This window comes from Acinetobacter sp. YH12058, from assembly GCF_013419805.1.
Lineage (GTDB): Bacteria > Pseudomonadota > Gammaproteobacteria > Pseudomonadales > Moraxellaceae > Acinetobacter > Acinetobacter towneri.
This window is the reverse complement of sequence record NZ_VOZL01000006.1, coordinates 116,650-142,100: the sequence shown is the minus strand read 5'-3', so window position 1 is coordinate 142,100 and position 25,451 is coordinate 116,650. Positions and strand designations below refer to the sequence as shown.

The window sequence follows — 25,451 nt, the reverse complement described above, 5'->3', positions numbered from 1 at the left end:
TCATCCAATTATTTTAACAGTATTTTTCTTAATAGTGACTATATTACAAGTATTTAAAACGACATTTCGTGTCGTTCATATGGTTTACTCCAGTCGCTTATATCCTCGTGCTGAACCACGAGGTTTTACGCTCCAGTGGATAAAAAAAAGCTCAACCATATAGGGATGGTTGAGCATAAAAAGGATGTGTATAAAAGCACATCCAGAGGGTTTGAAAATCTTGCTGCAAATGATATTTCACTGATTATTGAATACAGTGGATCATTTTCAGTACGTGAATTATGGAGTAATTTAGTCGACTATACAAATAGATTTTTCCTATTAATCCAAGACAAATATTCAATGAAAGATTCATCTTTTTTTCTTAACAATTTAAATTATCTTACTATTTTTACAATTATTTTAGAAAAATTAAAAAAACTGTCATAATTCATAACACTCAATACTGTATAAATTTTGAATAAAAGGCATTTTAAATACACCTTTATGTGATCAAAAAAAACACCAATTAAACTCAACTTTTTGCTTGAATGTGTACGCGTGCTTTCATTTGTGCCAACACAATACCCGTTAAAATAATCAATCCACCGATACTGTGATAACTCCCCCACACTTCTGCCAACCAAAAATATGCAATGATAGCCGTGAAAACAGGCATCAAATTCATAAAAATACTGGTGCGATTTGGCCCTAAATATTGAACGGCCAACATCCATACCAAAGGTGCAATAATTGAAGGAAATATACCTGCATACAGCACACTTAAACCATTTTGGCTATTTAAATGATCCAAGCCGAACCACAAAATAAATGGCAGATGGTAAAGTAAGGCGAATATAATTTGCACATAAAGACTCAGCATGAGCGGCAATTTTAAATTCCATTTCTTTAAAAACACCCCATAAAAGGCGTAAAAAAATACCGCCAAAACCATGAGCATATCGCCCGCATGTCCTGTCAGCTGACTGAGTTGACGCAAATCTCCTTGTGCAATCACATACAACAAACCCGAAAATGAAATAATGCAGCCCAAAACCGCAAATCGTGTCGGAATGTCTTTTAAGATCAGCAATGAAACCAAAACCGTAAACATGGGAATAAACGCATTAATAATGCCCATATTGGTTGCAGTGGTGTAATTGGCTGCGGTATAGCTTAGACCTTGATACAGCACCAAACCAAAAGCACTAAGCACTGCCAACTGTTTCAAATGTGGACGAATCAACTCACGCTGCTGCCAAACTTTGGGCAATATCCACGGGGTTAAAATCAGAAAAGCAATCAACCAGCGATAAAAACTGATACTGACGGGTGAAATATACTCCGCCACATACCTCGTTACTGCAATATTTAAAGACCAAATCAATACCGCAATCAATGGCAATAAAATTGCCCAAAATACGCCTTTATCTGACCGTATCATGTATTCATCATCCTTGTTGTACCAAACAGCATACCTGCTGTGAAACCCTTTTCTATAACTGACTTGTGATGCAAAGTGCTAAAAACCCAGTGTCTATTTATGGCACTTTTCGCTCGATTTATCCATCAATAAAATAAAATGCAGATACGAATTACATTTTTCTGCGCAATATCACGGCTATGCGGGATTCCATCAGTGTCGTAAATTTCTTTGCTATAAAACTTGCTGTACCCAAAAATTACAGTTACAACAGTAGCGGTAAAATACAGATTCTAGGAAGCAACTATGCGCACTTCAGTTTATGACATTGCAGTAAAAACCAATCAGGGTACGGAAACCACATTAAATCAATATGCAGGAAAAGTGTTGTTGATCGTGAACGTGGCATCAAAATGTGGCTTAACCCCGCAATACGAAGGCTTACAGCAACTCTACGCAGCAAAACAGGCACAAGGCTTAGAAATTTTAGCCTTTCCATCGAATGATTTCTTGGCACAAGAACCGGGCAGCGATACAGAAATTCAGGAATTTTGCTCACTGAATTATCAGGTGAGTTTTCCATTGTTTGCTAAAATTCCAGTCGTGGGTGCAGAAAAACATCCTCTCTACACGGCTTTAACGCAAGCAATTCCTGAACGTATTGGTGAAGGCCCATGGTGGAAAGATTTGGTCGATTATGGCTTAACCCCAAATAATCCGCCTGAAGTTTTATGGAACTTTGAAAAATTCCTAGTTAACAAGCAAGGTGAAGTCGTAGCACGTTTTGCGCCTGATCTAACTGCAGACGACCCACGAATTTTGGATGCGATTGAGGCTGAATTGGCTAAATAATTTTTTATTCAGCAAGTTAAAGAGTTCTTTCATAAATTCTCTTTAAATCAATAATTCAGCTCCCCCATCCTCTTGCGGAATATATTCCTCATCCTGAGCCATATATGGCGCAAGAGAAGGGACTATCAATATCAATTCGACGCATTACTTATGATCATTTTTCATTTATGAAAGATGTCTAATACATAGGAGTTTCTTTAAAACTCCTATTTTTTGATTTAGACAAAAAAATTAAGATTTGTTATTGCTTTGCAACAATCTGTTTTTTATTCATATTTTCGTTTTATATTCATTCTCAATGAGTACCAAAAATCACATGAATATGAAAAATGTATCTTCGAAGACACTACTTCCGTTTGCACTATTGAGTTCTGCCTTGCTACTCAGCGCCTGTGATCAAATGAACACGCCGCAAACGCAAACAACTAATCAAGATGATTCCAACGCATCATCCAACAGCAATACAAACCCAACCAACGCTCCATTAAGCAGTGGCAATATGTTCTATATTGTGCGCGATGTGGCTGATCTACAGCTCAAAGCAGGTCAATATGTCGAACAACTGAATCAAACCAAGTCTGAATTGCAAACCGCTGTAGATGCGCAAGATCCACAACAATTACAAATTGCAGCGACTCAATTACAACAGCAGTTACAAGGCTTCAATCAAACACTAAGCAGCCTAGACTTAAAAACACAGGAAATTGATACCATCCGTCAAAACTTATTGGCTGCCAATCAGCAAGTTTTGGCTTCACCATTTTTAAATGGACAAGTCGATTTAAGCAAAGTGGACTTTAAGAAACTGGAACAGCAAATGGGGAGTATTCAAGCTGAAATGCTAAAACTGGCGGGGATGATTTTACAAGGTGAGTCAAATCAGCCTACTGAAACTACCAATACAGCATCTTAAGCAAAGATAAGGCTTCAATTCCAAACAGCATAAAAAAAGCCACTCTTTCGAGTGGCTTTTTTCAATCTTAAACCGACAATTAAAGTGCGCGGTTTTTGATTTTGCGGATGGTTTCCAACTGTGCAGCAGTTTCTGCCAAAGCAGCCAAAGCAGCAGCAGAGTCCAAATCGCTCTTTTGATTTGCCAACAATTGTTCAGCGTGTTTACGCGCTTCAATAATTGCCGCTTCATCTAAGTTTTCTGCACGAACTGCAGTATCTGCAAGAATCGTAACAACATGCGGTTGAACTTCTAGAACGCCACCAGATACATAGATTAATTCTTCTGTACCATTTTCCAGCAGAACGCGGATTGCACCCGGCTGAAGCAAAGTTACCAGTGGTGCGTGACCCGGCATAATACCGAGTTCACCGCCAGCACCTTTTGCAATTAGCATAGTCACAGTGCCCGAGTACAAAGACTCTTTTACACTTACAACATCACATTGCATAGTCGCCATGAGAATCTCCTAAATTAGAGCTGCTAATTAAAGTTTCTCGGCTTTAGCAATCACTTCGTCAATACCACCAACCATATAGAACGCTTGTTCTGGGATATGATCGTATTCACCAGCTAGAAGACCTTTAAAGCCACGAATTGTATCTTTAAGCGGTACAAGTTTACCAGGCGCGCCAGTAAATACTTCAGCTACGTGGAACGGTTGAGAGAAGAAACGTTGGATCTTACGTGCACGGTATACAGTAAGTTTGTCTTCTTCTGACAATTCGTCCATACCAAGAATTGCGATAATGTCTTTCAATTCTTTATAACGTTGAAGAACGTTTTGAACTGAACGAGCAATTTCGTAATGCTCAGTACCAACAACTAATGGATCTAACTGACGTGAAGTTGAGTCTAGTGGATCGATCGCAGGGTAAATACCTTGAGATGCAATATCACGGCTCAATACTACAGTTGCGTCTAAGTGCGCGAACGTTGTAGCAGGTGATGGGTCAGTCAAGTCATCGGCAGGTACGTATACAGCTTGAATAGATGTAATCGAACCAGACTTAGTTGAAGTAATACGTTCTTGAAGAACACCCATCTCTTCTGCAAGTGTAGGCTGATAACCTACTGCAGATGGCATACGACCTAGAAGTGCTGATACTTCAGTACCTGCTAGTGTATAACGGTAGATGTTGTCTACGAACAATAATACGTCACGACCTTTACCGTTCTCATCTTTTTGATCACGGAAGTACTCAGCCATAGTCAAACCAGTTAACGCTACGCGTAAACGGTTACCAGGCGGCTCGTTCATCTGACCGTAGACCATTGCTACTTTGTCAAGAACGTTAGAGTCTTTCATTTCGTGATAGAAGTCGTTACCTTCACGAGTACGCTCACCAACACCAGCGAATACAGATAAACCTGAGTGCGCTTTAGCGATGTTGTTGATCAACTCCATCATATTTACGGTTTTACCAACACCCGCACCACCGAACAGACCAACTTTACCACCTTTCGCGAACGGGCAAAGTAAGTCAATGACTTTAATACCAGTTTCTAAAAGGTCAGTAGAAGCCGCTTGTTCTGCATAAGAAGGCGCTTGACGGTGAATTGGTAAACGCTCTTCAGTTGCAACTGGACCAGCTTCGTCGATAGGGCGACCAAGAACGTCCATGATACGACCAAGTGTCGCTGTACCTACTGGTACAGAGATTGGCGCGTTAGTGTTAGTTACGTTCAAACCACGCTTAAGGCCTTCAGTAGAACCCATTGCAATAGTACGAACTACGCCATCACCAAGTTGTTGCTGAACTTCTAATGTAGTTTCAGTACCGTCAACTTGGAGAGCGTCATAGATCTTAGGAACGCTGTTGCGTTCAAACTCGACGTCGATAACCGCGCCGATGATCTGAATGATACGACCGCCACTCATTGCTGTCTCCTCAATTCAAACTAATAATGTTAAACGGCAGCGGCACCACCAACGATTTCAGAAATTTCCTGAGTAATCGCGGCTTGACGCAGCTTGTTATAAATAAGTTGTAGGCTCTTGATCAGTTCACCTGCGTTGTCTGTTGCAGCTTTCATTGCAACCATACGTGCAGACTGTTCACATGCGATGTTTTCAATCACACCTTGATAAACCATAGACTCGATGTAACGAACCAATAAACCATTTAACAGCTCTTCAGCTTCTGGTTCATAGATATAGTCCCAACCGTATTGACGGTTAAGAGTCTTGTTTTCTTCAGCAGCTGCTAAAGGAACAAGTTGTTCGATTTTCTGATCTTGAGTCATGGCATTGACAAAGCCGTTTGACACGAGGTAAATGCGATCTAACTCGCCTTTATCGTACGCATCTAACATCACTTGCACAGAGCCAGATAACTGTTCAAGACTTGGCGCGTCACCTACGTTTGTAGTTGCACCAAGCACTTTACCGCCGTAGTTTTTAAAAAACGAAACCGCTTTTTGACCAATTAAAGCAAACTGAACTTCAATTGACTGCTCTTGTTGTTGCTGTACATGCTTTACAACTTTCTTGAACAAGTTAATGTTCAAGCCACCTGCCAAACCACGATCTGAAGACACGATGATATAACCAACGCGTTTTACAGGGCGTTCAATCATATAACGGTGTTTGTATTCAGGGTTCGCCTGTACCAAATGAGCAATTACACGGTGCATATTTTCGGCATACGGACGGCCTTGAGCCATGCGCTCTTGCGCACGACGCATCTTAGAAGCAGCAACCATTTGCATCGCGCGAGTAATCTTTTGCGTGCTCTTGATACTAGCAACTTTGGCGCGAATTTCTTTTAAATTTGCCATACGCTTAACCTAGTATTCGAAAGCCCTTTCAGGCTTCCGAAGGTTGATTCCGTGAACCAAACCCCTAACTAGCCAATGCTAAATTAGTAAGTTTGAGTCGCTTTAAAGCTTTCAATACCTGCTTTGATTGCAGCTTCGATGTCTTTGTTGAAATCACCAGTTTCATCGATTTGTTGCATTAACGCAGCATGTTCTGAACGGAAGTAAGAGATTAACGCAGCATCAAAGTCTACGATTTTCTTCACTTCTACGTCAGCCATATAGCCTTCGTTAGATGCATAAACTGAAACAGCTTGGTCAGCAATTGAGTATGGCGCATATTGTTTCTGCTTCATTAACTCAGTTACACGTTGACCATGTTCAAGTTGCTTACGAGTTGCTTCGTCAAGGTCAGAAGCGAACTGAGCAAACGCTGCCAATTCACGGTATTGCGCCAAAGCGGTACGGATACCACCAGACAATTTTTTGATGATCTTAGTTTGAGCAGAACCACCAACACGCGATACAGAAATACCCGCGTTCACAGCAGGACGAATACCCGCGTTGAATAATGATGTTTCTAAGAAGATCTGACCATCTGTAATCGAAATTACGTTGGTTGGTACGAATGCAGATACGTCACCTGCTTGAGTTTCAATAATCGGCAATGCAGTTAAAGAACCAGTTTGACCTTTAACTTCACCGTTAGTGAATTTCTCAACGTAGTCAGCAGATACACGAGAAGCACGCTCAAGTAGACGCGAGTGTAGATAGAACACGTCACCTGGATACGCTTCACGACCTGGTGGACGACGTAAAAGCAATGAAATTTGACGATACGCAACAGCTTGCTTAGACAAGTCATCATAAATGATTAACGCGTCTTCACCACGGTCACGGTAGTATTCACCCATTGTACAACCAGAGTACGGAGCTAAATACAGCATTGCTGCTGGATCAGATGCACCTGCTGCGACAACAGTGGTATACGCCATAGCGCCAGTTTCTTCTAGCTTACGTACTACGTTTGCGATAGTCGATTGTTTTTGACCAATTGCTACGTATACACACTTAATGCCAGAGTTTTTCTGAGCGATGATCGCATCGATCGCCATTGCTGTTTTACCAGTTTGACGGTCACCAATGATCAACTCACGTTGACCACGGCCTACAGGGATCATGGTATCAACTGATTTATAACCAGTTTGAACAGGTTGATCCACTGATTGACGCCAAATTACGCCTGGTGCTACTTTTTCTACAGCATCAGTTAATTTTGCATCAATAGGGCCTTTACCATCAATTGGGTTACCCAAAGCATCTACCACACGGCCTAAAAGTTCTGGACCAACCGGAACTTCTAATACACGACCTGTGCAACGTGCTTTTTGACCTTCTTGAAGGCTTAAGTAGTTACCTAAAACAACGACGCCCACTGAATCCTGTTCTAGGTTCAGTGCCATACCAAATAAGCCGCCGTCGAATTCGATCATTTCACCGTACATTGCATCAGCAAGGCCGTGAATGCGCACAATACCGTCGGATACCATAACAATGGTACCTTCGTTTTTAGCGGTCGCGCTGGTGTCCAGATCGCCGATACGCTGTTTAATGAGCGCACTGATCTCGGATGGATTCAGTTGTTGCATTGCGCTATACCTCAATCTTTTATTAGTTCAGTCTTCGCAATTAAGCTAAAAGACGTGTCCGCATTTTTTCAAGCTTGTTAAGCGCAGAATCATCTATCACTTGGTCGCCTGCACGAATAACCACACCCGCAATTAACGCTGGGTTCACTTCTACAGAAACATTTACTGCCGCAGCGAAACGTTTTTCTAACGCTTGAGCAAGAATTTGTTCTTGTACAGAAGTCAATGGGAATGCTGATTCAATCACAACATCCACAGTATTGTTATTCTGTGATTTGAGCTGTTCGTATTCTGCTTGAATTTCAGGAAGCAAAGCCAAACGGTTGTTTTCAGCAAGCAATGTCAAAAAGTTTGACACTGCTGCAGTTTGGTCTTCACCTAAAACTTTGGCAAAAATACTCACCTGCTCAGCAGGCGTAAGCTCAGGGCGATTTAAGTAAGCTGAAAATGCTTCGTCTTGCACCGCAGCACTGAGCAAGTTAAGTGCTGTTGACCAATTGTCAGTTGCACCTTGCTCAGAAGCGTAAGCAAATGCTGCTTTAGCGTATGGGCGTGCCAACGTCAAGAGTTCAGCCATAATCTGCCTCTCTCTTAAAGTTTAGCAGCCAGCTGAGTCAGCATGGCATTGTGAGCTTCTGCGTCAACTTGCTGGCTAAGAATTTTCTCTGCACCAGTTACTGCAAGCGCAGCTACTTGTTGACGTAATTCTTCGCGAGCAGAATTGATTTCTGTATCAACAGCTTCTTTCGCTTGTTGACGAATACGCTCACCTTCAGCAGATGCTTGGGTACGCGCTTCTTCTACCAATTGTGCTGCACGACGATTCGCTTGTTCGATCAATTGAGCCGCTTGTGCTTTAGCTGCATCTAATTCAGCTTTCACTTGAGCTTGCGCATCGGCAAGATCAGCTTTGGCTTTCTCAGCTGCATTTAAGCCGTCAGCAATACGACGCTGACGCTCACTAATCGCATTGATTAGTGGTGGCCATACAAACTTCATGCAGAATGCAACGAAAATCGCAAATGCAATCGCTTGGCCAAACAATGTGAGGTTGATATTCATTGCAAATTCCTCAAATAGTGAATTTCGGAATTAAGCTGATTAACCTACAAATGGATTAGCGAAGATGAAGAACAAGCCAATACCAACACCGATCATAGGCACAGCATCAAGAAGACCTGCGATTAAGAACATACGAGTTTGAAGTTGTGGAGCCAATTCTGGTTGACGAGCAACAGCTTCAAGGAAGCGACCGCCTAAAAGACCAAAACCAATCGCAGTACCTAAAGCACCGAAAGCGATCAAGATAGCAGATGCAATTGCAACTAGACCTAAAGTGAGTTCCATGATAATTCCTCAGAGGTTAGGTTTTATACCAAATTAAGTTAAAAAATTGTGTGCCCAACCGCCCGATGACAGTTAGGCCATACCATTAATGCTTTTCGCTTGCCATGCTCATGTACACGATAGTCAACATCATGAAAATGAATGCTTGTAGCGTAATAATCAAAATGTGGAAAATCGCCCAAGGCACAGACAATGCCCACTGGATCCAGAACGGTAATAACGCGATAAGAATGAAGATTAACTCTCCCGCATACATGTTACCGAACAGTCGTAGAGCCAATGAAACTGGTCGCGCCAAGAAAGTAGTCAATTCCAACAATAAGTTGAATGGAATTAAAAGCACTTTAGCAACTGGATTACTTGGGTTGAATGGGTTAAGTGCCAACTCACCAACGAAGCCGCCAACACCTTTCTCACGAATACTATAGAAAATAATTAAGAAGAATACAGAAATAGACATACCTAAGGTAATGTTTGGATCTGTAGTCGGAACAATTTTAAAGTAAACCTGATGAGGGTCCACACCCAGCATAGATGCAATCGCCTGTTGAGCTACATAAGGAATAAAGTCAACAGGGATCAAATCCATCAAGTTCATGAGGAAAATCCACACGAAAATGGTTAATGCTAAGGGTGCAATTAATCGAGACTTCCCATGGAAGGTATCACGTACACTTGAATCCACAAACTCGATAATCACTTCAATTACTGACTGGAATTTACCAGGCACGCCTGAATTTGCAGCTTTCGCAACAATCCAGAACAATAAACAGAAGATCAGACCAAGTCCGATAGACCAACCCATTGAATCCAAGTGAATAGCAGTGAACCCCATCTGTTGAGCTTCTTCAGCAGACTCAGCCAACTTCCATGAACCGTCTGGCATTTTGCCATAGGTCATATTGGTCAAGTGATGCTTGATATACTCGGTCGAAGTAAGGGCATGTTCTTCAGCAGCCATAAATCACACCTGGTCAATGTAAAAAAACTAATAGAACAAACGAACATCGCGTGCTGCTTGATATCTCGCCTATTCCTGAAAAACTTTTCAATTTTTGCTGCGTTTAGACTCGTTTTTGTAATCGTGACACCCAAAATGGCGCAACCCACGACATGCTTTGAACGAGCATAAAACCACAAAACAATGCCACCGGGGATAACGGCTGTACATTGCTTAAAATTAAAATGAATCCTACGATCACGATTGCAAACTTACCGAGCATTCCTCTATACATGTTCGAAAGAACCTGTCTGGACGCTCGTGCACCTGCTGCTCGAAACGACTGCCATGAAAAATAACAACTTGCCAACCAACAAACACTAGCACCAAGTGCAGCGCTTAAGGCAGCCGTTGAGTCTTTCAAGACCCACGCTATCAGGGCTGAAACTGGAATCATGAATGCTTGTAAGAAGACCAAAGCTTTAGCTAATCGTCGGTCAATCAAGCGACTAGTTCGGCTCATTTTTTTATCCACTCACAGCATTAATGCTTGACAAGTTCAACTGATGATCGTTTTTTATCGCAGGCATTATAGAGTTAGCCCCCTGAACATGCAATCGTTTCCCGACCTTAGTCGTGTTTTTTTGCATGTTTGTCTCGGAATTGTCATATTTCAATTTTGCTTAAAAAACGCATCATTTTCGTGCATTTAATACACAAGCCTTGGTTTGCTTGGCTAATTGCTGCCAAGCTTGCACAAAATCATCTGCACCGCGCATGCTTTCATCGACCTTTTGAAACACAATTGGATTCAATTTCATATACTGATTTTTACTGGCATGTCCTTCTGCAAGTAGGCACATTTTTGGATTTGGTCGGTGATCGTTCAAATATTTAATTTGTGCGACTGTTGGCGCAATATGCGGATCATTGGTCATCGACCCAGAAAATTCTAAATTTAAGGCACGTTCTAAATATTGATAGGCATCGTGATAAGCCCAATATGGCTGTACTGCAGTTTGAGTCTGAAACTGACTTGCACTTTTGAATAAACTCTGTGCGAAGGCACGTGCGTTATTCCAATAAGCATCGCGATGTTCAGGCATTTGCTGAGAACGTAACGCGGCAATAAAGAAGCCGATACGCACCGCATTGTTTGGGTCTAGCCAGACATGGCTGTCTACTGTATTTTTTAATGCTGCACCACGTTCTGAACGCTGCGGCAAAGTTTTCATAATGCCCGTATCTAATAAAGCAATCGCTTTAGGATTTTGATGTAATACACGTTCTAGCGGTGCTTCATGCGCCTTACCTAGCCAAATAATTAAATCCGCATCTTGGATGATTTTTCGATGTGCAGGCGTGAGCGATACATCATGCCCTGTTTGATCTGCCAGTAATAACGTGGGTGTTTCGATATTTTGCGTGACTTTTTGGGCAATCAAATAGATAGGATGGGTAGACACCACCAAAGCCTTCGCCATGCTGACAGTACTGCATAACGCTAAAAGACAGAAACTAAATAAACGAAACATTGCGGCATATCACGAAAAATCGACAAATGTTATAATATAACAAATTTATAAAAATACCTACGTATAATCGAAACTAATAACGCTTCATGCTAAGATTTACTGTCGTTTTTCTTTTAAAGTTCAACTGGGGTGGCTATGAGCTTATGTTCGCACGAGCATCACAATGCATTACATGGCGTTCACGACCATCACAATGTCGATCAACGTCTTGCCGAAGCTGAAAGTTTATGTGCGGCAACAGGTGCTCGTTTAACACCGCTACGTAAAGAAGTGTTGGAACTCATTCTCAAGGCATCTGCACCAATGGGTGCTTATGATTTATTGGCGAAAATTAAAAGTGAGTCTGATCGTCCTGCAGCACCGCCAACGGTGTACCGTACTTTAGATTTTTTACTGGAAAAAGGACTAATTCACCGTTTGACTTCAATCAATGCCTATATTCCTTGCTGTCATCCACGTGAAGGACACCAAGCGGCTTTTTTAATCTGTACTGAATGTAAAGTCGTTAAAGAAGCTTCAGCGCAAGGTTTATTAGAGCAATTAGATCAGTTGGCAGCCTCTGACCGCTTTAGCCCGCATCACAGCATTATTGAGATTTCTGGAAAATGTCAGCAGTGCAACAGCAAATAACCACTGCACCGCTCATCGCCTTGCACAATATTCAGGTGCGAATAGATGAGCGCGATATTTTAAAAAATGTCGATTTTGAATTACATGCACGTGAAATTGTCACGCTAATTGGCCCCAATGGCGCAGGAAAATCGACTCTAATTAAAGTCTTGCTTGGCATTGTCAAACCAAATGCAGGCAAGCTCGTAAATGCTCGCAAATTGACCTTTTCTTATGTGCCGCAAAAGTTTAATCCTTCACACAGCTTGCCTTTAAGAGTGAAAGATTTACTGGCTTTAGAAAAATGCCCAGACGCAATTAAAGCAGAAATTATCCGCGATACTGGCATTGCCAAACTGCAAGATTCAAAAGTACAACAACTGTCTGGTGGTGAGCGGCAACGGGTGCTATTGGCACGCGCCTTATTACGTCAACCTGATGTTTTGGTACTGGATGAGCCGATGCAAGGACTAGATATTCAGTCCGAAGCTGAACTGTATGACTATGTGCGCAACTTACCGAGCAAATATGGCTGTGCGGTGTTGATGGTGTCGCATGATTTGCAATGGGTCATGCAAGGTACGCATCGTGTGGTATGTTTAAATAAACACATTTGCTGTAGCGGTTTGCCCGAAAATGTACAGCAACATCCTGAATACCAAGCTATTTTTGGAACCAATCGGGTGTTTTATCAACATCACCATGAACACTGCGCCCATGGCGATCATGCCGAGCCTTGTCAGCATGATTCACGTCCTCATATTCACCCTGAACCGGAAGCTTAACCCATGATGGATTGGCTACAATTGCTGTTACCTGCATGGATCATGGGCAGTTTATTGGTATTTTTGACCGCCCCACTTGGCTGTTTAATGCTGTGGCGACGTATGTCCTTTTTTGCCGATACGATGGCGCATGGCACCTTATTGGGTGTGGCGATTGCAGGCGCGTTGAGTTTACCTCTGTGGATGGGTGTGACCTTCTTGGCATTATTATTGGTGGGTGTTTTATGGATTTTACATGATCCACGGTTGCCGAATGATGCATTATTGGCGCTCTGCTCTGCGACCTTGCTCTGTTCAGGGTTGCTCTTTATTCAACATATTCCAAGTTTGCGTCCTGAGTTGCTGAGCTATTTATTTGGTGATTTACTCACCATTTCATGGGCAGATTTACCCGTATTTGCTTTGGTCATTATTGCAGCCTTAGCGGTACTCTATAAGTTTTGGCAGGCTCAAATTCAAATTGCAATTGACCCTGACATTGCAGTCAGTGAAGGTGTGAATGCACAATGGCAACGTCTGATTTTTATGTTGTTATTGGCATTATTTACAGTATTGGCTTTACGTGCAGTCGGCTCTTTATTGATGGGTGCATTGCTGGTGATTCCCGCCTTAACCGCACGTTTATTGGCTCACTCGCCTAAACAAATGGTGATTTGGGCGTTTATTGTGGCGCAAATTGCAGTCAGCGTAGGTTTATGGTCAAGTGCAGGCTTAAACATTTCAACAGGTTTAAGCATTGTGATGACTATGGCGATCATTTTTGCAGTAATTTTTAGCGTGCAAAAAGTCAGAAAGATAGCTTAGTTTTTCGTTAATGAATATCTATATTTTTGTATTGCAGCAATGAGCATTACGACCAAAAATGGCAGTATATACGCTATCCACAGTGCTATATCACTATGAATCACTTGCTGTAAAAGACTCAATTGCTGCTGACTTTCTGAAACAGCATTCCAATCTATCTTTTGTAGATAAAACATTGCATGAATGGCAATCAACAACACAGCCGTAATATTAATCAACACCACACTTTGCCACACCGTATGTTTAAAATAAGTTTGCAAGGCGGCAAATACAAAAGAAAAAATCAAATTGATACTCAAATGTGCCATCAAAGCAATTGGCCAAAACACGCTATCTACTGAAAAGTGAATCGCTAATCCAATTGCAATTAAAGTTGAAAAACTTAAAAGCAACATGCTGATCCACCAATGTTGCCAATAAAGTGCTCGCGGAATACATTTTATTTTCAACGTATGTCTCAATCTATTTTTATAATTACAGCGTACACTTTTGTGTAATTGAAGACATTACTGATGCACCAAACTCAACAAAAACGCAGCACCTGCAAACAATGCAGCAAAAGTACGATTCATAAATTTTTGCTGCTTCGGTGATCTTAACAAACGCAAAACTTTTGCAGCCAAGCCCGTATAGCCCGCCATCACAATCAAATCAATACTAATCATGGTCAGTGCCATAATTGCATATTGCGTCCATTGCGGTTTAGATAAATCTAAAAATTGCGGTAAAACTGCCAATAAAAACACAATTGCTTTGGGATTGCTCATATTGACCAGAAAGCCGTACATCACCAATTTTCCAGCAGATTTTCGCGTCAGCTCATGCTGAATTTCAATCGACTGTGCAGGCGCTGCCCATTGCAAATACGCCAGATATAACAAATATGCCACACCAAACCATTTCACAATTAGAAATGCCCAAGGTGTTGTCGCAAATAATACCCCTGCCCCTGCGGCTACAATCGCGATTTGCAATAATAAAGCGAGTTGTAGACCAATCGCATTCCAATACCCATGTCGAAAACCATAATTCAAACCACTCGACATAGATGCTATTGCACCCGCGCCAGGTGAAACACTAATCACCCAACAGGCCAACATAAACGCAATCCAAACTTGATAAGACATATATCGCTGCTTTTCACAAGACAGTGCATTATATGATATTTCACTTAATCTCATGGCTAAAAACGTTGAATAAAATCGGGTTCGGGCTATTAAGCCTGCATGCAATCAGGCACAATAAAGTCAACTTTATAGAAAACAACAAATTTTCAGGAGCTATACATGACTGCCCAATCTGTAATTTTGCCACTACCTTCAGATCATGCTCGCTTTCTTGTACTTCGTTTAAAAGACTTAAGCATTACTGAGTTAAAAGAAAAATTGGCTGACTTGTTTAGCACACGGGATCGTTTGATTACCCAACATCCACATGCCCAAATTAAAACTGGCGTTGCTTTTGGTCCTGAACTTTGGGCACAACTCTATGAGCAATCTCCAGATGGTTTTAAACAATTACAACCGATTCAAGGGGCGTACCCAATGCCTGTCGTGCCTGCCGATGTGATTATTCATCTCGCGAGTGCCCGTTCAGATATTTGCTTTGCGCTCAGTCAGGCCTTTTTTGAGGGGATCCAAGACAAAATTGAAGTGTTGGATGAACGGGTCTGTTTCCGTTATTTTGATGGACGCGACATGACGGGATTTATTGATGGTACCGAAAACCCACAATTTCCAGATGATCGTGCCGAAGTTGCACTTTTAGGGGAAGATGCAGGCGTGTTTGCCGATGGTTCTTTTATTTTTGCACAGCGCTATTGTCACGATTTAGAAAAATGGAAAAAGCTCAAAGTCGATGCCCAAGAACACGTGATTGGACGCACCAAACTTGAATCGATTGAATTAGACGAAGATGTACAACCTGAAAATTCGCACGTTTCACGTACAGTCGTTGAAGATGATGCAGGCGATGAAATGGAAATTTTGCGCCATTCTTTACCTTATGGTGATGGCAAAGGCGATCAGGGTTTATTCTTTATTGCCTATACCAAAGATTTGAGCATTATTGATGCCATGTTAGAACGTATGTTTGGTACTTCAGGTGATGGCATCCATGACCGTTTACTGCACTTTGTGACTGCTCTAGACGGTGCATATTACTTTGCCCCAAGTGAAGAGTTATTAGAAGAAGTGATGGAAGGTTGATCAAAGCTATCATGAAGTTGCTACAAAGCGACTTCATGAGGATTATCCTATACATCAAATAACATCGGACAGCATAATATATGCCTTTACCACTCCATTTTTTTTACTAATATAATCAATACTTAGGAAAAAATTATCTTTGTTTTTTGCAATATGGTTTATTTTGACTCGATCCCCTTGGATGAGATAAGACTTTTTCCGAATAAAATAACGATCAAACAAGAATGCTTTAGGAGAAGTTATCATCAGATTTTGAATCTCTCTTCCTAAGTCATCTTTAAGCACATAAACTTTATAACCATTTAAAAAATAAGTACTTATATTTATGTTTGGAGCCAAAGATTTCCATTCCTCTTGTCTTGAATAGCTTCCAGACTTTAATGTATAGATTCTTTTGTAGCTGATTGCTCCATCTTTGAACCTTTCAATAATCTGATTATTTATAAATTCAGGATCATACAAAGGACTTAAATAAAATTCTTTTGCCTTCAGGGAAGAAATTTCAAATATTCGATACTGCCCACTTGGATTACAGTCTTCAGTATAATTGACCACTACATATTTTTTTAAAGGAATACCAAAATACTCTACTGAAAAAGCATCTTTATCAAAACAATAGTCTTTTTTATTAAATAATAAGAAATTTTCTCCGTTTTCATTATAATAAATACTATTTTTTTCTTTAATCAATATTTCTTCTGCCGATACATAACAAGTAAAAAGCAATAAAAAAAATAGATAAAATTTATTTAAACCCATCTCTTTTCTCAACCTCTTTTAATATTTTTATAAATAATTTTTTTCTTTCAGCCATACCATTATTTCCACCGTTTATTCTCCTACTAACAGATTCAACAACTTTTAAATGATAGTTATCACTATAAGTGCCATTTAAATCTTTATATCCTTTGTGAATTAAACTATCAGCATTTTTAAATACATTAAAAGCCCAGACTGAGCTATCTACAGCATGAAATAAATCATCACAGAGTAATTCCGGATTATTAACCACGTCAATTCCAGAATAGCTTTTATATTTTTTATACGCACTTTTCCAAGTTAGCTGAATTAAGCCTCGCCCTTTGTATTTAGGGCCATCTCCTAAAGATGTGTTTCCTTCAGCCAAAATTTGTTTTCTTCTTCTACATGCTCGGCTTTTTTTTATATCACAAACAGATGGTGGAAAATTTGAAATATCATAATCCTTACCGCTCGCATACTCAATCAATGTATTAAAATGATCACACTCATGATAAATTTGTGCTAAAAAATGACATAACATTAATTTGTCTTTAAGATTATGCTTAATTAGGCTTTTGTTTAACTCTATAACAAATTTTTCAGGTGGAGTATTATGTGTCGATCGCCCTTTCATTACACGATGAGAAAATAGTTTATTAGAGCCATAAACAGCTTTAAAAAAACTTAATGAAACTATCTCCTCTAAATTATACTTGATACTTTTCTCAATACTCGGCCTACCCTCTGCCGTGATACCTTTAACAACCTCCACATCCAAACGCAATTCAACCGCATCTGCACGCATTCTTTTTGCACTATAAGTCACAGGGCTTAAAGCATCCCCATTCGGCTTTAATACTCTAAATTGCAAACGCTGCCCCACCATACTGAACAATGGAGTACTGCCATTTAAAATGGTAATTATCTGTTTTTTACCCGTATCCAACATCAACATTTCAATATCAGTTGGAGTTTCAATTAACTGCTCACCTGTTCTATCTTTTAGTTTTAATTCAGATCGGCTTTTGAAATTACTATATGGTTCATCGAGTTGTATTAAAATCGGCTGCTGTGAGCCATTTTTAGAATTTACCTCACATTTCACGACAAATTGATCATTTGAAGTTAACACCAAAATTTCAATATCACGCTGTGGTGATGACAATACCTCCACGATCCCATTTTCATTGGTATATCGTTCATAAGCATTTTTCCGCCCTCTAGGTCTTGATTGAATAGGAAAATTTGAAACCACTTTCCCAGCACAATCTACCACTTTAAAAGTAGTTGTAACAATTCTAGCTTTGGTTTCACCTAATTCTTTTTGTTTATATTCTTCAATTGTTTTAGGTAACTGAATTTTTATTGGATCTTGTGATGATGAACCAATAGATGTATGAATGACCTTAAAAACAGTAAAATCTTTTTGATTGGGTGGTTTTGCCAGTATTTCTACTGTTCTTTGTGGAGATGCCTGAAATACAAACTGCCCATGAAGATCAGTTTTCTGAAGATTTTCACGTTTTGAACCTTGGTATCTAGACATAACATTTAAGTTGATCACCCGACGCCCTGAACGATCATAAAATTTTGATGTAATTGTGACTAAATTACTCATTAGCCTAAATCCTCTTCTGCATAAACTTCATCTTCTTCTAATTCTGTTTCTTCTTCTATTTCAGCCCATAATTCATCAATATTATTATCTTGTACAGCCGACTGAGTTAAATAGACATAGGATGAATTAAACCCTAACGCAACGAATTCAGTTTTTTCTGACGTATAAAATCTTAATGAACTGACACTCTGATTTGCATCTTGTATATTTTTATTCGTGTTAATGAGCCTTCCATCTTGCTTTCCGACAACAAAAATCTCTTTCTCATCTTCAGTTGCAACATCCCACTGATAATCAATTTGATGACTATATTCAGTCTCAGCTTGAGGCAAACTGTATTGGACGCTTGCCACCCGTTCCCCACCCTCAAAACAATGCTGTCCTGCTTTCGCCTCAAATTTAGCTGAAGTACTCACAAAAACACCTTTTGAATTAATTTTGATTTGTGAACCACCTGCCGTTAGCACAATTTCTTTTGGACTGGTAATTTCCACCCGATCTTCCGTAGAAATCAGCTTGATTTTCTGGCGTGCAATTGCATCTATAGCACCATCTTGTGCCTGAATTTCGACTTTACCCTTGGCTGCAAAAGCACGTATACCTTGCTCCGCTGCAAATAAACTGATTTTATCGCGTGCATGTGTAATCACAGATTTTTGGGTAGAAACATTAATACTGCCTGCGGCACTTTGATGAATATGTTGATCTGCAGAAAGGTGTAAATCTTGCTGAGTTGAAACTGCAATTGAGTTGGGCGCACAAAGAATCATAACCGCCTGCTTAAAACTTGCCGCTTTAGTTTGATCTTCTAGTTCAATTTGATTTAAAAATTCTTTGAGATGCTCCAGTGTTTCCAAAGGATCTGTTTGCTGATTTTGTGCCAACTCACTTAAGCCTTTGCTTGCCGCTAAACTGGACTCCAATTGCCTTTTGGCAGGACTCGCATCTAAATGATACGCTTGTGCCTGTGCTTGTGGATGAGTTGAAAGCAGTAAGCCTGCACCTGCACGCACAGCTCCCCACCGATCAGTTCTTAATTCAAAGCCTTCGCCGCGCCCAATTGAATCCTCCTGCCGCATTGGATGGCTCAAATATCCTAAATTCAACTGACTCGCAGCATGACTACTCTGCAATTGCGCACTGAATTGTTTGGTGGTGTCATTGAAGCGAAGTTGGTTAAACCCTGCACCACGTATTTCTTGTGAACGAATCCCGCTCAAGTATTTGGTATCGGGTAGAGTTCCAACTGTATCGAATTGTGTCTGTTGTCGTTCTGCCTCATGTAAACGTCCAACCACAAAAGGACGATCAATATTGCCATCAAAGAAATCCACCACCACAATTTCACCAATACGTGGGTGAAATCTTGCACCATAACCCTCACCTGCCCACGGTGTGAGTACATCCACCCACGCCGAATCGCTCTCATTGTCGTTGGCACCCGCACCACCATCATGCAAGTGGTCATCACTTCGGGTAAATAAAAACCGAACTTTAATACGCCCCCACGCATCTACATGCACGGTTTCATCCTCAGGTCCAACCACTTTAGCGCGCTGTGGATAAGCCACGGGACGATGCAGTAATGGATTAAACTCTGGAACGAGCGCAATATGTCGTCGAATCAAATTCAATTGACAAAATTGTTGAGGATCACCCTCCAACGGTAACTGAAATGTCCACTGACTTTGTTGCAGCAGACTCAAAAAATGCTGTTGTAATTCAGGTGCTAAATTGTTTTGGTTATAAAACTGTTTGGACAGTATTAAAAACTCTCGTTCAGTTTGGGGATGTTGATCAATTTCAGCATGCCCGTGTAATTCAAACCAATACCCCACTTGCGCATCACGTAAATTACTTTGCGCGGAAAAATATTTTGCCTGCAAATCATAATACTGAGCCAATTGTTGTCCCAATTGTTCTAATTGTTCGGTACTTGCAGCTGTCACCTGATCTTGCCCAGTTAAGTCTTGCATCCACGCAGGACTCACGCACCACGCCTGTTCTAAACTTAAAGCTTCACTATTTTGTGTGCTACTTTGTAAGGGCGATGTGAACTGTACTGAATTTTGGTCCTGTGCCAAAAGATCGGGTTGCCAGCGTTGTAACTGTACTTCAGTGGGTTGCAGGTTACGCTGTGCCATCCAAGTGTAAATGCTATCCCGCTGCTCGATTGCACTTGTACGCTGAAATGCCACTCGTCTACGTTTTAAGGGCTGATAATGACTATTCTGCTCAATCAGTCTTAATTTTTGTGTATCCATAGGCGTTAAAAAATGCTCAACCCAAGGTTGTTTTTCATCCACCAACCAATTGATGCCTTCGCTACGCCACAAACGGGTTAAAAACTCATAATCGCTTTCGTTGGATTGTATGATGAGAGGTCGAACTGCATAACGCTGACTGAGACCACTTAAATCTAAACTTAAACTTGCAGCAAATAATGCACTGCGGTCTTGCCATTCTTTAAACAGAATTTCACTCACCTCCACCACAGTTTTATTCATAAATACCCGACTGTTGCGGCGTTTATGCCACAAAGCCGTTGCATCCTGAATCTGCAATTTATAGAGACTGAGCGTGCCATCACTTTGCCCTTGCGCTGCTGCAGTAATAATGCCGCTATGTCGAAATAATTCGCCTTGATCGGTGAGTTGATCTACAGCCACCCGACTGCCAATAAATTGTTTCAACGGCAAATTTGCATGCGGTGAGAGGCATAAGACATCCATCTGCAAACCTTGGTTGATGGCATGCTGACCATAAACGCACTGCAAAAAAACCTGATGATTTAAGGCTGAATTAGAAAACTGGATATGAATTGTGCGGTGTTGAGGGCTTAAGCCAAATTTTTCTAATACAGCAAAGAGTGAACTTTGCATTGTTATTATCGTTGCTATTTTTATAGTGGCGCTATTCTAATCAGCAACTTGGCAATTATCTAGAGCGTAAAATGGATAAAGCGATAAACGGAATTTGCAGTTAAGACCATCTCCATCGCCAATTTTGATAATCCTCAATCCCTCTATTGATGAAAAATCAACAAACATGACACATTGCGTTACTCTGCAGTCAAGACAATCTTCAATCGCTATGCTACAACTGAGTTATGCCGTCAAAAAAGGAGAGGTGAAGAAATTTATTGTTTTTTATCAAAACCTTTTTTTATTTTTATTTCGTCATCTCAGCTTTCTACATAAAAGGGTCATCATTAAGCTTTAGCATAATAAAAGCATGCAAATGCCTTACATATATAACTGCTATTCGGGAGCGAACATGAATAACAGCCAAAATTATGTCAAACAAATTAAAAATGCTAAACGTGGAGGATATACGCCTACCATCGCCAAAGACATCAACAAACATAAGATTCAAAAAGCCATTCGCCTAATTGAACAATGGAGAACGCTCGCAAATGAACTCAAACCACAAATGCAACTTGATATGGCCTTTACCTTAGAAGAATGTGCACAGGATTTAGATCGTATCTTAAGAAATAAATAATCGCTTTTTCACACCTCATTTCAGGTTGTTTTCTTCAATGAGCCCACCCGCTGGGCTCATTTCCTACAAAATCTTCTGTGTGATTTCCTCGTTTGTAACGCGCCAAAACCCTGCATACAAAATCTGCAAAAAATCTATGCCATGCATTAAACGGTTACTTTTTGGCTTGCGCACACGTAAAAATTCTGTAAAATTCTCTACACAACGCCGGCATAGCTCAGTTGGTAGAGCAACTGACTTGTAATCAGTAGGTCCACAGTTCGAATCCGTGTGCCGGCACCATATTAAACCTCATAAATTAAAAATTTATGAGGTTTTTTGTTTTTATAAACGTATATTTTTATCTTCCTCATGCTGCTCGAATCTCCAATTTATTTAGGGCTTCGATGTATCTGCAAAACTTCAATTGCAATACAAGATTGTGACTTTTCACTTGTTAAATGTATTTTATGATTTAGAATGCTGTACACATATTTCAGATCGTATTTTTATATTGATGGTCTATTTTGTTGATGTTTCATCCTTATAAACTGACATTTAAAAATATTTTTGTGAATTAAAATAAAAATTTAAAATTATAAGTCTTAGAAAATTGAGTATTAAAACAATGCTTCTCTAAAATTTTCCAGTTTAAGGAATACCTCATGGCTCAAAGCTTTGCAACGCATCATTCCATGACCAATCATGGTGGAATCATCCTTGCCAACCAAATGCGTGTTTCTCAAATGGGAAATTTATTTTTAGTGGCGGGTGATGGACATTTCTGCCCTCAGTGCCAACGTTGGTCCACGATTATAAAAAGTCACGATCATATTCTTTTTGATGATAAAGCCGTGGCTTATGTCGGAGATCAATTGACGTGTGGCGCAAAAATTTTACCGAAGCAGTTTCATGTGGTGGGTAGGATTTAAAGCTAAGCATGGACAACTAAACACCGAAAAATCCCATCATCTAACAGCTCATTACAATAGATTAAGCTTTTTCCGCACTCACCTGCACATATTTAATCCAGCCATCTGCATAGAGCTTGGCACATAAACGTGCGGTCATGGCAATTTTAAACCAGTCTGCATCTCGCGTTTGAATTTGATGCTTGAGATGCTGATGCACATAATCAGCAAAACCCGCCAAAACCTGTGCCGACAAATCTTCCACCTGAATCTGTTTAAATTCAAACTGTTCTAAAACCGCTCGAAGCTGACTTTCGGACATTAGATCTTTAAAATTGACAGCGGCAGATTTTAATAAGGCACGATATTGCAGCTGTTTGAATGCATGTGGTGGCGCTTGTTCTGCCCAAATTAAATAATGAAAGCCCAAACGTCCGTTTGAATTCAAAACTGCATTGACCTGACTTAAAAATGAATTCAAATGACTGTGATATGCCGCATCAATACAGAACACCACATCAAAACGTGGTTGTGGAAAAAGTGCTTTTAAATTTAAAAATGAAGCAGCGTGAATTTTAATATTTGAATTTAAATGTTGTCGAATCGACTGCACATGATGATCTTGTAGCTCAACAGCTTCAAGTCGTTGTATTTGATAGTGTTCCAACCAATATTTAAGACTGGCACCTTGCCCACAGCCTAAATCCAGTACAACATCTTTTGAATTTAAATGCACTGCTGCGGCCAAATGCGCTGCTAAATTTTGACATGCAGCGGGATAATCAGATCCCACTGCATCTGACCAATAACCTAAATTGCTCCACGGCAGTGCGGAAGTATCTCCCAAATATGCCGCTTGAATGGCATATTTATGTTTTGGAAAATGCTGTCGTATCGCCTGTTGCCATTTCATACTGACTCAGTCTAATTCAAAAAAGAGGGGCTGTTGATAATTCATCTATGTTTGCGACAACGCATATTTTTTAGCTGATATAAGGCATGAGGCAGGAAATTTAGTCATTCTAAATGACTGACTCATAACGCAATAGCAGCAAAAAATATGCTTGTCCTGAAAGGCTGTGGCTAAAACTTTCTCAGATTGCGTTATGAAACTTGGCAATAGTCTCGCTATTCCCTGCGTTTCATGCCTGATCTGCTCAGTTTTAGCCTACAGCACAAACCATTTATGAAATATCAACAGACCCTAAACTTAATAACCTAATTGCGGCGCAACCTCAACTTGTGGTTTTAAATCAATAAACGGTAATGGTGCACCAAAAATTTCTGCAATATGCATAGCGGAAGTCACTGCAGATTCTAAAATTGGTAAACCATCGCACGACCATGAACCGCAGAAGAACACTTTACGATTGTCTTGGTGATGGCGCTGCTGCAACTCTTTGTTTAATGCCACTGTCTTTGAATCCACCACAGCGCGGGTTAAAGTTACCGTTGAAATGATCTTTTTCGGATCAATTGGTGTAACTGGACGCCATGTTTGGAACACTGGCGATTTACCGACCAAAGTTGGTTCGATCGAGTTAAGCCATACCGTAAATTGCTGACGAGTAAATTTACGATCCATCATATAACTTAAAACAGACCAATCTTTGCGTTTTGGCGGCATCACCGTTTGATCAGTGTGAATCACCAAATCACCCTGCTCGAATTTGAATTGTTTAAGTAATTCAATATCTTCTGCAAATTGTTGATTGTCCAAGAAATCTTGAACTTTGGTGGTTGGCGTTGCAATCACCACACGGTCAAATGTTTGCGACTGACCTGCAGAATTTTCAACAACCACACCATCTTCTTGTTGATGAACACGAGTAATCGCTGCACCACTTTGAATATTAATACCTTTAATCAACTTATCAACCAATGCAGGCGTGCCACCTTGTAAACGCAATAATGCATCACCATCAGTCAATTGGCGTAAAAATACCAACAATGGTTTTGCTGGCCATTCACCAATGGTTTTAGGGTCACAAGTACAAATGGTGTAAAGCACTGGCATCACTGCACCATGCCAAAACACTTCTTCAATTTCGTTACGGTTGATAAATTCCGCAAGGGTAATGTCTTGGTTTTTAGATTTGAAAAATTTAGCGATGGCTGTTTTTAACTGCAACATGCCTTTTACCAAACGCCAGCCGTATTGTTGTATGCCTTTACGGTTGTTAATGATTGGGAAATTACCAATACGGGTACGGCTTGTGGTCAGCCAAGTTTCGGTACGATCTTCAAATAACCAACTGCACGCCATATAAGTACGCACAGGATAAGTTTTAATGCCTAAATGTGTGGCCAAGCTGAGGGTGTTTTTCCACAAATGTGGGTTCATGACCCGTAACGGCGCATCAATTAAACCATCCTCAAATTCGATGCTATGACTGTCCATTCCACGACCAGGCAGCGCCTCAAAAATTGTAATGTTATGCCCTGCATCTTTAAGAATTCTTGCGGTAGCCAGTCCAGCCATACCACTACCGATCACTGCGATATCCAAACCGATCATCCATCTTTTTACATACTTTATGAAATTATGAACCATGCCTAAGGAAAATGAGCTATTAAAAACTACCAGATTGTGTACTTTTCACAGAGAAACAACACAAAGTACATTGGCAATATGATTACATTTTTTAACAATCAGAAAGTGCTTAAATAAGCCTTAGAATTTATTTATATTATTTCTTTAATACTATAAATAGTGTTCTAAACCATGTAGATAAATTCACCAATTTTATAATTTTCGTTTTACAAATAAATCTCTAAACGCTATGATACCAAGCACAAAAATGATAACTACATCACATATAATTATCATAAGGAATATGATCAATCCGCTAAAAC

Annotated in this window: 26 protein-coding genes, 1 tRNA gene and 1 pseudogene; 10 read left to right on the top strand and 18 right to left on the bottom strand. The window is 40.3% G+C overall.

Annotated features, from left to right (window positions below; genetic code table 11):
* The first annotated feature begins 135 nt into the window (after window positions 1–135).
* A complete protein-coding gene (locus FTU09_RS06095) occupies window positions 136–429 on the top strand; it encodes a hypothetical protein (protein ID WP_004970123.1) in 294 nt (97 codons plus the stop codon).
* 85 nt (window positions 430–514) lie between these two features.
* Here the strand turns inward: FTU09_RS06095 and FTU09_RS06090 are convergent, their stop codons facing one another.
* Window positions 515–1,423, bottom strand: coding sequence for a DMT family transporter (locus tag FTU09_RS06090; protein WP_096902732.1), 909 nt, complete (start codon window positions 1,421–1,423; stop codon window positions 515–517).
* A 285-nt stretch (window positions 1,424–1,708) separates the two neighbouring features.
* Here FTU09_RS06090 and FTU09_RS06085 point away from each other — a divergent pair, with 285 nt between their 5' ends.
* Window positions 1,709–2,254 carry a glutathione peroxidase gene (locus tag FTU09_RS06085; RefSeq protein ID WP_180079813.1) on the top strand — a complete coding sequence of 182 codons (546 nt, stop codon included), beginning with the start codon at window positions 1,709–1,711 and terminating at the stop codon, window positions 2,252–2,254.
* Between the two features lie 322 nt (window positions 2,255–2,576).
* Window positions 2,577–3,167, top strand: a complete 591-nt coding sequence (locus FTU09_RS06080) for a hypothetical protein (protein ID WP_154321292.1) — start codon at window positions 2,577–2,579, stop codon at window positions 3,165–3,167.
* 79 nt (window positions 3,168–3,246) lie between these two features.
* On the opposite strand, the gene FTU09_RS06075 is transcribed toward FTU09_RS06080, so the two are convergent.
* The 10 genes from FTU09_RS06075 to FTU09_RS06030 form a co-directional block, all read right to left on the bottom strand.
* Window positions 3,247–3,666, bottom strand: coding sequence for a F0F1 ATP synthase subunit epsilon (locus FTU09_RS06075; protein WP_004970132.1), 420 nt, complete (start codon window positions 3,664–3,666; stop codon window positions 3,247–3,249).
* A 27-nt stretch (window positions 3,667–3,693) separates the two neighbouring features.
* Window positions 3,694–5,088, bottom strand: coding sequence for a F0F1 ATP synthase subunit beta (atpD, locus tag FTU09_RS06070; protein ID WP_004970134.1), 1,395 nt, complete (start codon window positions 5,086–5,088; stop codon window positions 3,694–3,696).
* 29 nt (window positions 5,089–5,117) lie between these two features.
* Window positions 5,118–5,987 (bottom strand): F0F1 ATP synthase subunit gamma, encoded by an 870-nt coding sequence (atpG, locus tag FTU09_RS06065; protein WP_096902733.1) that lies wholly within the window; start codon window positions 5,985–5,987, stop codon window positions 5,118–5,120.
* 83 nt (window positions 5,988–6,070) lie between these two features.
* Window positions 6,071–7,615, bottom strand: coding sequence for a F0F1 ATP synthase subunit alpha (atpA, locus tag FTU09_RS06060; RefSeq protein WP_004970138.1), 1,545 nt, complete (start codon window positions 7,613–7,615; stop codon window positions 6,071–6,073).
* Between the two features lie 40 nt (window positions 7,616–7,655).
* A complete protein-coding gene (locus FTU09_RS06055; RefSeq protein ID WP_004970141.1) occupies window positions 7,656–8,192 on the bottom strand; it encodes a F0F1 ATP synthase subunit delta in 537 nt (178 codons plus the stop codon).
* A gap of 14 nt (window positions 8,193–8,206) precedes the next feature.
* Entirely contained in the window at window positions 8,207–8,677 is a 471-nt protein-coding gene (locus FTU09_RS06050; RefSeq protein WP_004970142.1) for a F0F1 ATP synthase subunit B, read from the bottom strand.
* Window positions 8,678–8,716: 39 nt separating this feature from the next.
* Window positions 8,717–8,962 (bottom strand): F0F1 ATP synthase subunit C, encoded by a 246-nt coding sequence (gene atpE, locus FTU09_RS06045; protein ID WP_000424060.1) that lies wholly within the window; start codon window positions 8,960–8,962, stop codon window positions 8,717–8,719.
* Between the two features lie 85 nt (window positions 8,963–9,047).
* Window positions 9,048–9,923, bottom strand: a complete 876-nt coding sequence (gene atpB / locus FTU09_RS06040; protein WP_004970145.1) for a F0F1 ATP synthase subunit A — start codon at window positions 9,921–9,923, stop codon at window positions 9,048–9,050.
* A 103-nt stretch (window positions 9,924–10,026) separates the two neighbouring features.
* A complete protein-coding gene (locus FTU09_RS06035; protein WP_004970147.1) occupies window positions 10,027–10,425 on the bottom strand; it encodes an ATP synthase subunit I in 399 nt (132 codons plus the stop codon).
* 172 nt (window positions 10,426–10,597) lie between these two features.
* Window positions 10,598–11,437, bottom strand: coding sequence for a metal ABC transporter solute-binding protein, Zn/Mn family (locus tag FTU09_RS06030; protein WP_180079811.1), 840 nt, complete (start codon window positions 11,435–11,437; stop codon window positions 10,598–10,600).
* Window positions 11,438–11,572: 135 nt separating this feature from the next.
* Here FTU09_RS06030 and FTU09_RS06025 point away from each other — a divergent pair, with 135 nt between their 5' ends.
* Genes FTU09_RS06025 through znuB form a run of 3 tightly spaced genes read left to right on the top strand, consistent with a single transcriptional unit; the run spans window position 11,573 to window position 13,635 of the window.
* A complete protein-coding gene (locus FTU09_RS06025) occupies window positions 11,573–12,067 on the top strand; it encodes a transcriptional repressor (protein WP_004970151.1) in 495 nt (164 codons plus the stop codon).
* Window positions 12,043–12,831: a zinc ABC transporter ATP-binding protein ZnuC gene (gene znuC, locus FTU09_RS06020; protein WP_131261255.1), complete on the top strand. Its 789-nt coding sequence runs from the start codon at window positions 12,043–12,045 to the stop codon at window positions 12,829–12,831. The genes FTU09_RS06025 and znuC overlap by 25 nt, the downstream gene beginning before the upstream one ends.
* 3 nt (window positions 12,832–12,834) lie before the next feature.
* A complete protein-coding gene (gene znuB / locus FTU09_RS06015; protein WP_180060360.1) occupies window positions 12,835–13,635 on the top strand; it encodes a zinc ABC transporter permease subunit ZnuB in 801 nt (266 codons plus the stop codon).
* Here the strand turns inward: znuB and FTU09_RS06010 are convergent.
* Window positions 13,632–14,030, bottom strand: a complete 399-nt coding sequence (locus FTU09_RS06010; protein WP_131261257.1) for a hypothetical protein — start codon at window positions 14,028–14,030, stop codon at window positions 13,632–13,634. The two genes, znuB and FTU09_RS06010, sit on opposite strands and share 4 nt — an antisense overlap.
* Window positions 14,031–14,141: 111 nt before the next feature.
* Window positions 14,142–14,762, bottom strand: coding sequence for a LysE family transporter (locus FTU09_RS06005; RefSeq protein WP_026438405.1), 621 nt, complete (start codon window positions 14,760–14,762; stop codon window positions 14,142–14,144).
* Between the two features lie 159 nt (window positions 14,763–14,921).
* Between FTU09_RS06005 and FTU09_RS06000 the strand changes: the two genes are divergently transcribed.
* Entirely contained in the window at window positions 14,922–15,842 is a 921-nt protein-coding gene (locus FTU09_RS06000) for a Dyp-type peroxidase (protein WP_104852878.1), read from the top strand.
* 54 nt (window positions 15,843–15,896) lie between these two features.
* On the opposite strand, the gene FTU09_RS05995 is transcribed toward FTU09_RS06000, so the two are convergent.
* Genes FTU09_RS05995 through FTU09_RS05985 form a run of 3 tightly spaced genes read right to left on the bottom strand, consistent with a single transcriptional unit; the run spans window position 15,897 to window position 21,083 of the window.
* A complete protein-coding gene (locus tag FTU09_RS05995) occupies window positions 15,897–16,601 on the bottom strand; it encodes a hypothetical protein (RefSeq protein ID WP_004970164.1) in 705 nt (234 codons plus the stop codon).
* Complete coding sequence (locus FTU09_RS05990) at window positions 16,588–18,201, bottom strand: glycoside hydrolase family 19 protein (protein ID WP_131261260.1); 1,614 nt, start codon at window positions 18,199–18,201, stop codon at window positions 16,588–16,590. Before FTU09_RS05990 ends, FTU09_RS05995 begins: the two co-directional genes overlap by 14 nt.
* Window positions 18,201–21,083, bottom strand: coding sequence for a type VI secretion system Vgr family protein (locus FTU09_RS05985; RefSeq protein ID WP_180079809.1), 2,883 nt, complete (start codon window positions 21,081–21,083; stop codon window positions 18,201–18,203). Before FTU09_RS05985 ends, FTU09_RS05990 begins: the two co-directional genes overlap by 1 nt.
* Window positions 21,084–21,477: 394 nt before the next feature.
* Between FTU09_RS05985 and FTU09_RS05980 the strand changes: the two genes are divergently transcribed.
* From FTU09_RS05980 to FTU09_RS05970, 3 genes and pseudogenes are all read left to right on the top strand, one after another.
* Window positions 21,478–21,705: a hypothetical protein gene (locus FTU09_RS05980; RefSeq protein ID WP_004970172.1), complete on the top strand. Its 228-nt coding sequence runs from the start codon at window positions 21,478–21,480 to the stop codon at window positions 21,703–21,705.
* Between the two features lie 206 nt (window positions 21,706–21,911).
* A tRNA-Thr gene (locus FTU09_RS05975) sits at window positions 21,912–21,987 on the top strand.
* A gap of 362 nt (window positions 21,988–22,349) precedes the next feature.
* Window positions 22,350–22,607 (top strand): annotated as a pseudogene (locus FTU09_RS05970) (PAAR domain-containing protein); the annotation flags it as partial.
* Window positions 22,608–22,677: 70 nt separating this feature from the next.
* On the opposite strand, the gene FTU09_RS05965 reads toward FTU09_RS05970, so the two are convergent.
* Both FTU09_RS05965 and FTU09_RS05960 read right to left on the bottom strand, forming a co-directional pair.
* Window positions 22,678–23,508: a cyclopropane-fatty-acyl-phospholipid synthase family protein gene (locus tag FTU09_RS05965; protein ID WP_180079807.1), complete on the bottom strand. Its 831-nt coding sequence runs from the start codon at window positions 23,506–23,508 to the stop codon at window positions 22,678–22,680.
* A 297-nt stretch (window positions 23,509–23,805) separates the two neighbouring features.
* Window positions 23,806–25,113, bottom strand: a complete 1,308-nt coding sequence (locus FTU09_RS05960) for an FAD-dependent oxidoreductase (protein WP_180079805.1) — start codon at window positions 25,111–25,113, stop codon at window positions 23,806–23,808.
* Between the last annotated feature and the right edge of the window lie 338 nt (window positions 25,114–25,451).

What these genes read in the sequence shown, in the direction of transcription:
- FTU09_RS05985 (WP_180079809.1), bottom strand. Translation starts at nt 21,083, where the DNA reads ATGCAAAGTTCACTCTTTGCTGTATTAGAAAAATTTGGCTTAAGCCCT.
- atpG (WP_096902733.1), bottom strand. Translation starts at nt 5,987, where the DNA reads ATGGCAAATTTAAAAGAAATTCGCGCCAAAGTTGCTAGTATCAAGAGC.
- FTU09_RS05965 (WP_180079807.1), bottom strand. Translation starts at nt 23,508, where the DNA reads ATGAAATGGCAACAGGCGATACGACAGCATTTTCCAAAACATAAATAT.
- FTU09_RS05980 (WP_004970172.1), top strand. Translation starts at nt 21,478, where the DNA reads ATGAATAACAGCCAAAATTATGTCAAACAAATTAAAAATGCTAAACGT.
- atpB (WP_004970145.1), bottom strand. Translation starts at nt 9,923, where the DNA reads ATGGCTGCTGAAGAACATGCCCTTACTTCGACCGAGTATATCAAGCAT.
- FTU09_RS06085 (WP_180079813.1), top strand. Translation starts at nt 1,709, where the DNA reads ATGCGCACTTCAGTTTATGACATTGCAGTAAAAACCAATCAGGGTACG.
- FTU09_RS05960 (WP_180079805.1), bottom strand. Translation starts at nt 25,113, where the DNA reads ATGATCGGTTTGGATATCGCAGTGATCGGTAGTGGTATGGCTGGACTG.
- FTU09_RS05995 (WP_004970164.1), bottom strand. Translation starts at nt 16,601, where the DNA reads ATGGGTTTAAATAAATTTTATCTATTTTTTTTATTGCTTTTTACTTGT.
- atpA (WP_004970138.1), bottom strand. Translation starts at nt 7,615, where the DNA reads ATGCAACAACTGAATCCATCCGAGATCAGTGCGCTCATTAAACAGCGT.
- FTU09_RS05990 (WP_131261260.1), bottom strand. Translation starts at nt 18,201, where the DNA reads ATGAGTAATTTAGTCACAATTACATCAAAATTTTATGATCGTTCAGGG.
- FTU09_RS06050 (WP_004970142.1), bottom strand. Translation starts at nt 8,677, where the DNA reads ATGAATATCAACCTCACATTGTTTGGCCAAGCGATTGCATTTGCGATT.
- FTU09_RS06075 (WP_004970132.1), bottom strand. Translation starts at nt 3,666, where the DNA reads ATGGCGACTATGCAATGTGATGTTGTAAGTGTAAAAGAGTCTTTGTAC.
- znuC (WP_131261255.1), top strand. Translation starts at nt 12,043, where the DNA reads ATGTCAGCAGTGCAACAGCAAATAACCACTGCACCGCTCATCGCCTTG.
- FTU09_RS06005 (WP_026438405.1), bottom strand. Translation starts at nt 14,762, where the DNA reads ATGTCTTATCAAGTTTGGATTGCGTTTATGTTGGCCTGTTGGGTGATT.
- atpE (WP_000424060.1), bottom strand. Translation starts at nt 8,962, where the DNA reads ATGGAACTCACTTTAGGTCTAGTTGCAATTGCATCTGCTATCTTGATC.
- atpD (WP_004970134.1), bottom strand. Translation starts at nt 5,088, where the DNA reads ATGAGTGGCGGTCGTATCATTCAGATCATCGGCGCGGTTATCGACGTC.
- FTU09_RS06035 (WP_004970147.1), bottom strand. Translation starts at nt 10,425, where the DNA reads ATGAGCCGAACTAGTCGCTTGATTGACCGACGATTAGCTAAAGCTTTG.
- znuB (WP_180060360.1), top strand. Translation starts at nt 12,835, where the DNA reads ATGATGGATTGGCTACAATTGCTGTTACCTGCATGGATCATGGGCAGT.
- FTU09_RS06030 (WP_180079811.1), bottom strand. Translation starts at nt 11,437, where the DNA reads ATGTTTCGTTTATTTAGTTTCTGTCTTTTAGCGTTATGCAGTACTGTC.
- FTU09_RS06000 (WP_104852878.1), top strand. Translation starts at nt 14,922, where the DNA reads ATGACTGCCCAATCTGTAATTTTGCCACTACCTTCAGATCATGCTCGC.
- FTU09_RS06010 (WP_131261257.1), bottom strand. Translation starts at nt 14,030, where the DNA reads ATGTTGCTTTTAAGTTTTTCAACTTTAATTGCAATTGGATTAGCGATT.
- FTU09_RS06080 (WP_154321292.1), top strand. Translation starts at nt 2,577, where the DNA reads ATGAAAAATGTATCTTCGAAGACACTACTTCCGTTTGCACTATTGAGT.
- FTU09_RS06025 (WP_004970151.1), top strand. Translation starts at nt 11,573, where the DNA reads ATGAGCTTATGTTCGCACGAGCATCACAATGCATTACATGGCGTTCAC.
- FTU09_RS06055 (WP_004970141.1), bottom strand. Translation starts at nt 8,192, where the DNA reads ATGGCTGAACTCTTGACGTTGGCACGCCCATACGCTAAAGCAGCATTT.
- FTU09_RS06090 (WP_096902732.1), bottom strand. Translation starts at nt 1,423, where the DNA reads ATGATACGGTCAGATAAAGGCGTATTTTGGGCAATTTTATTGCCATTG.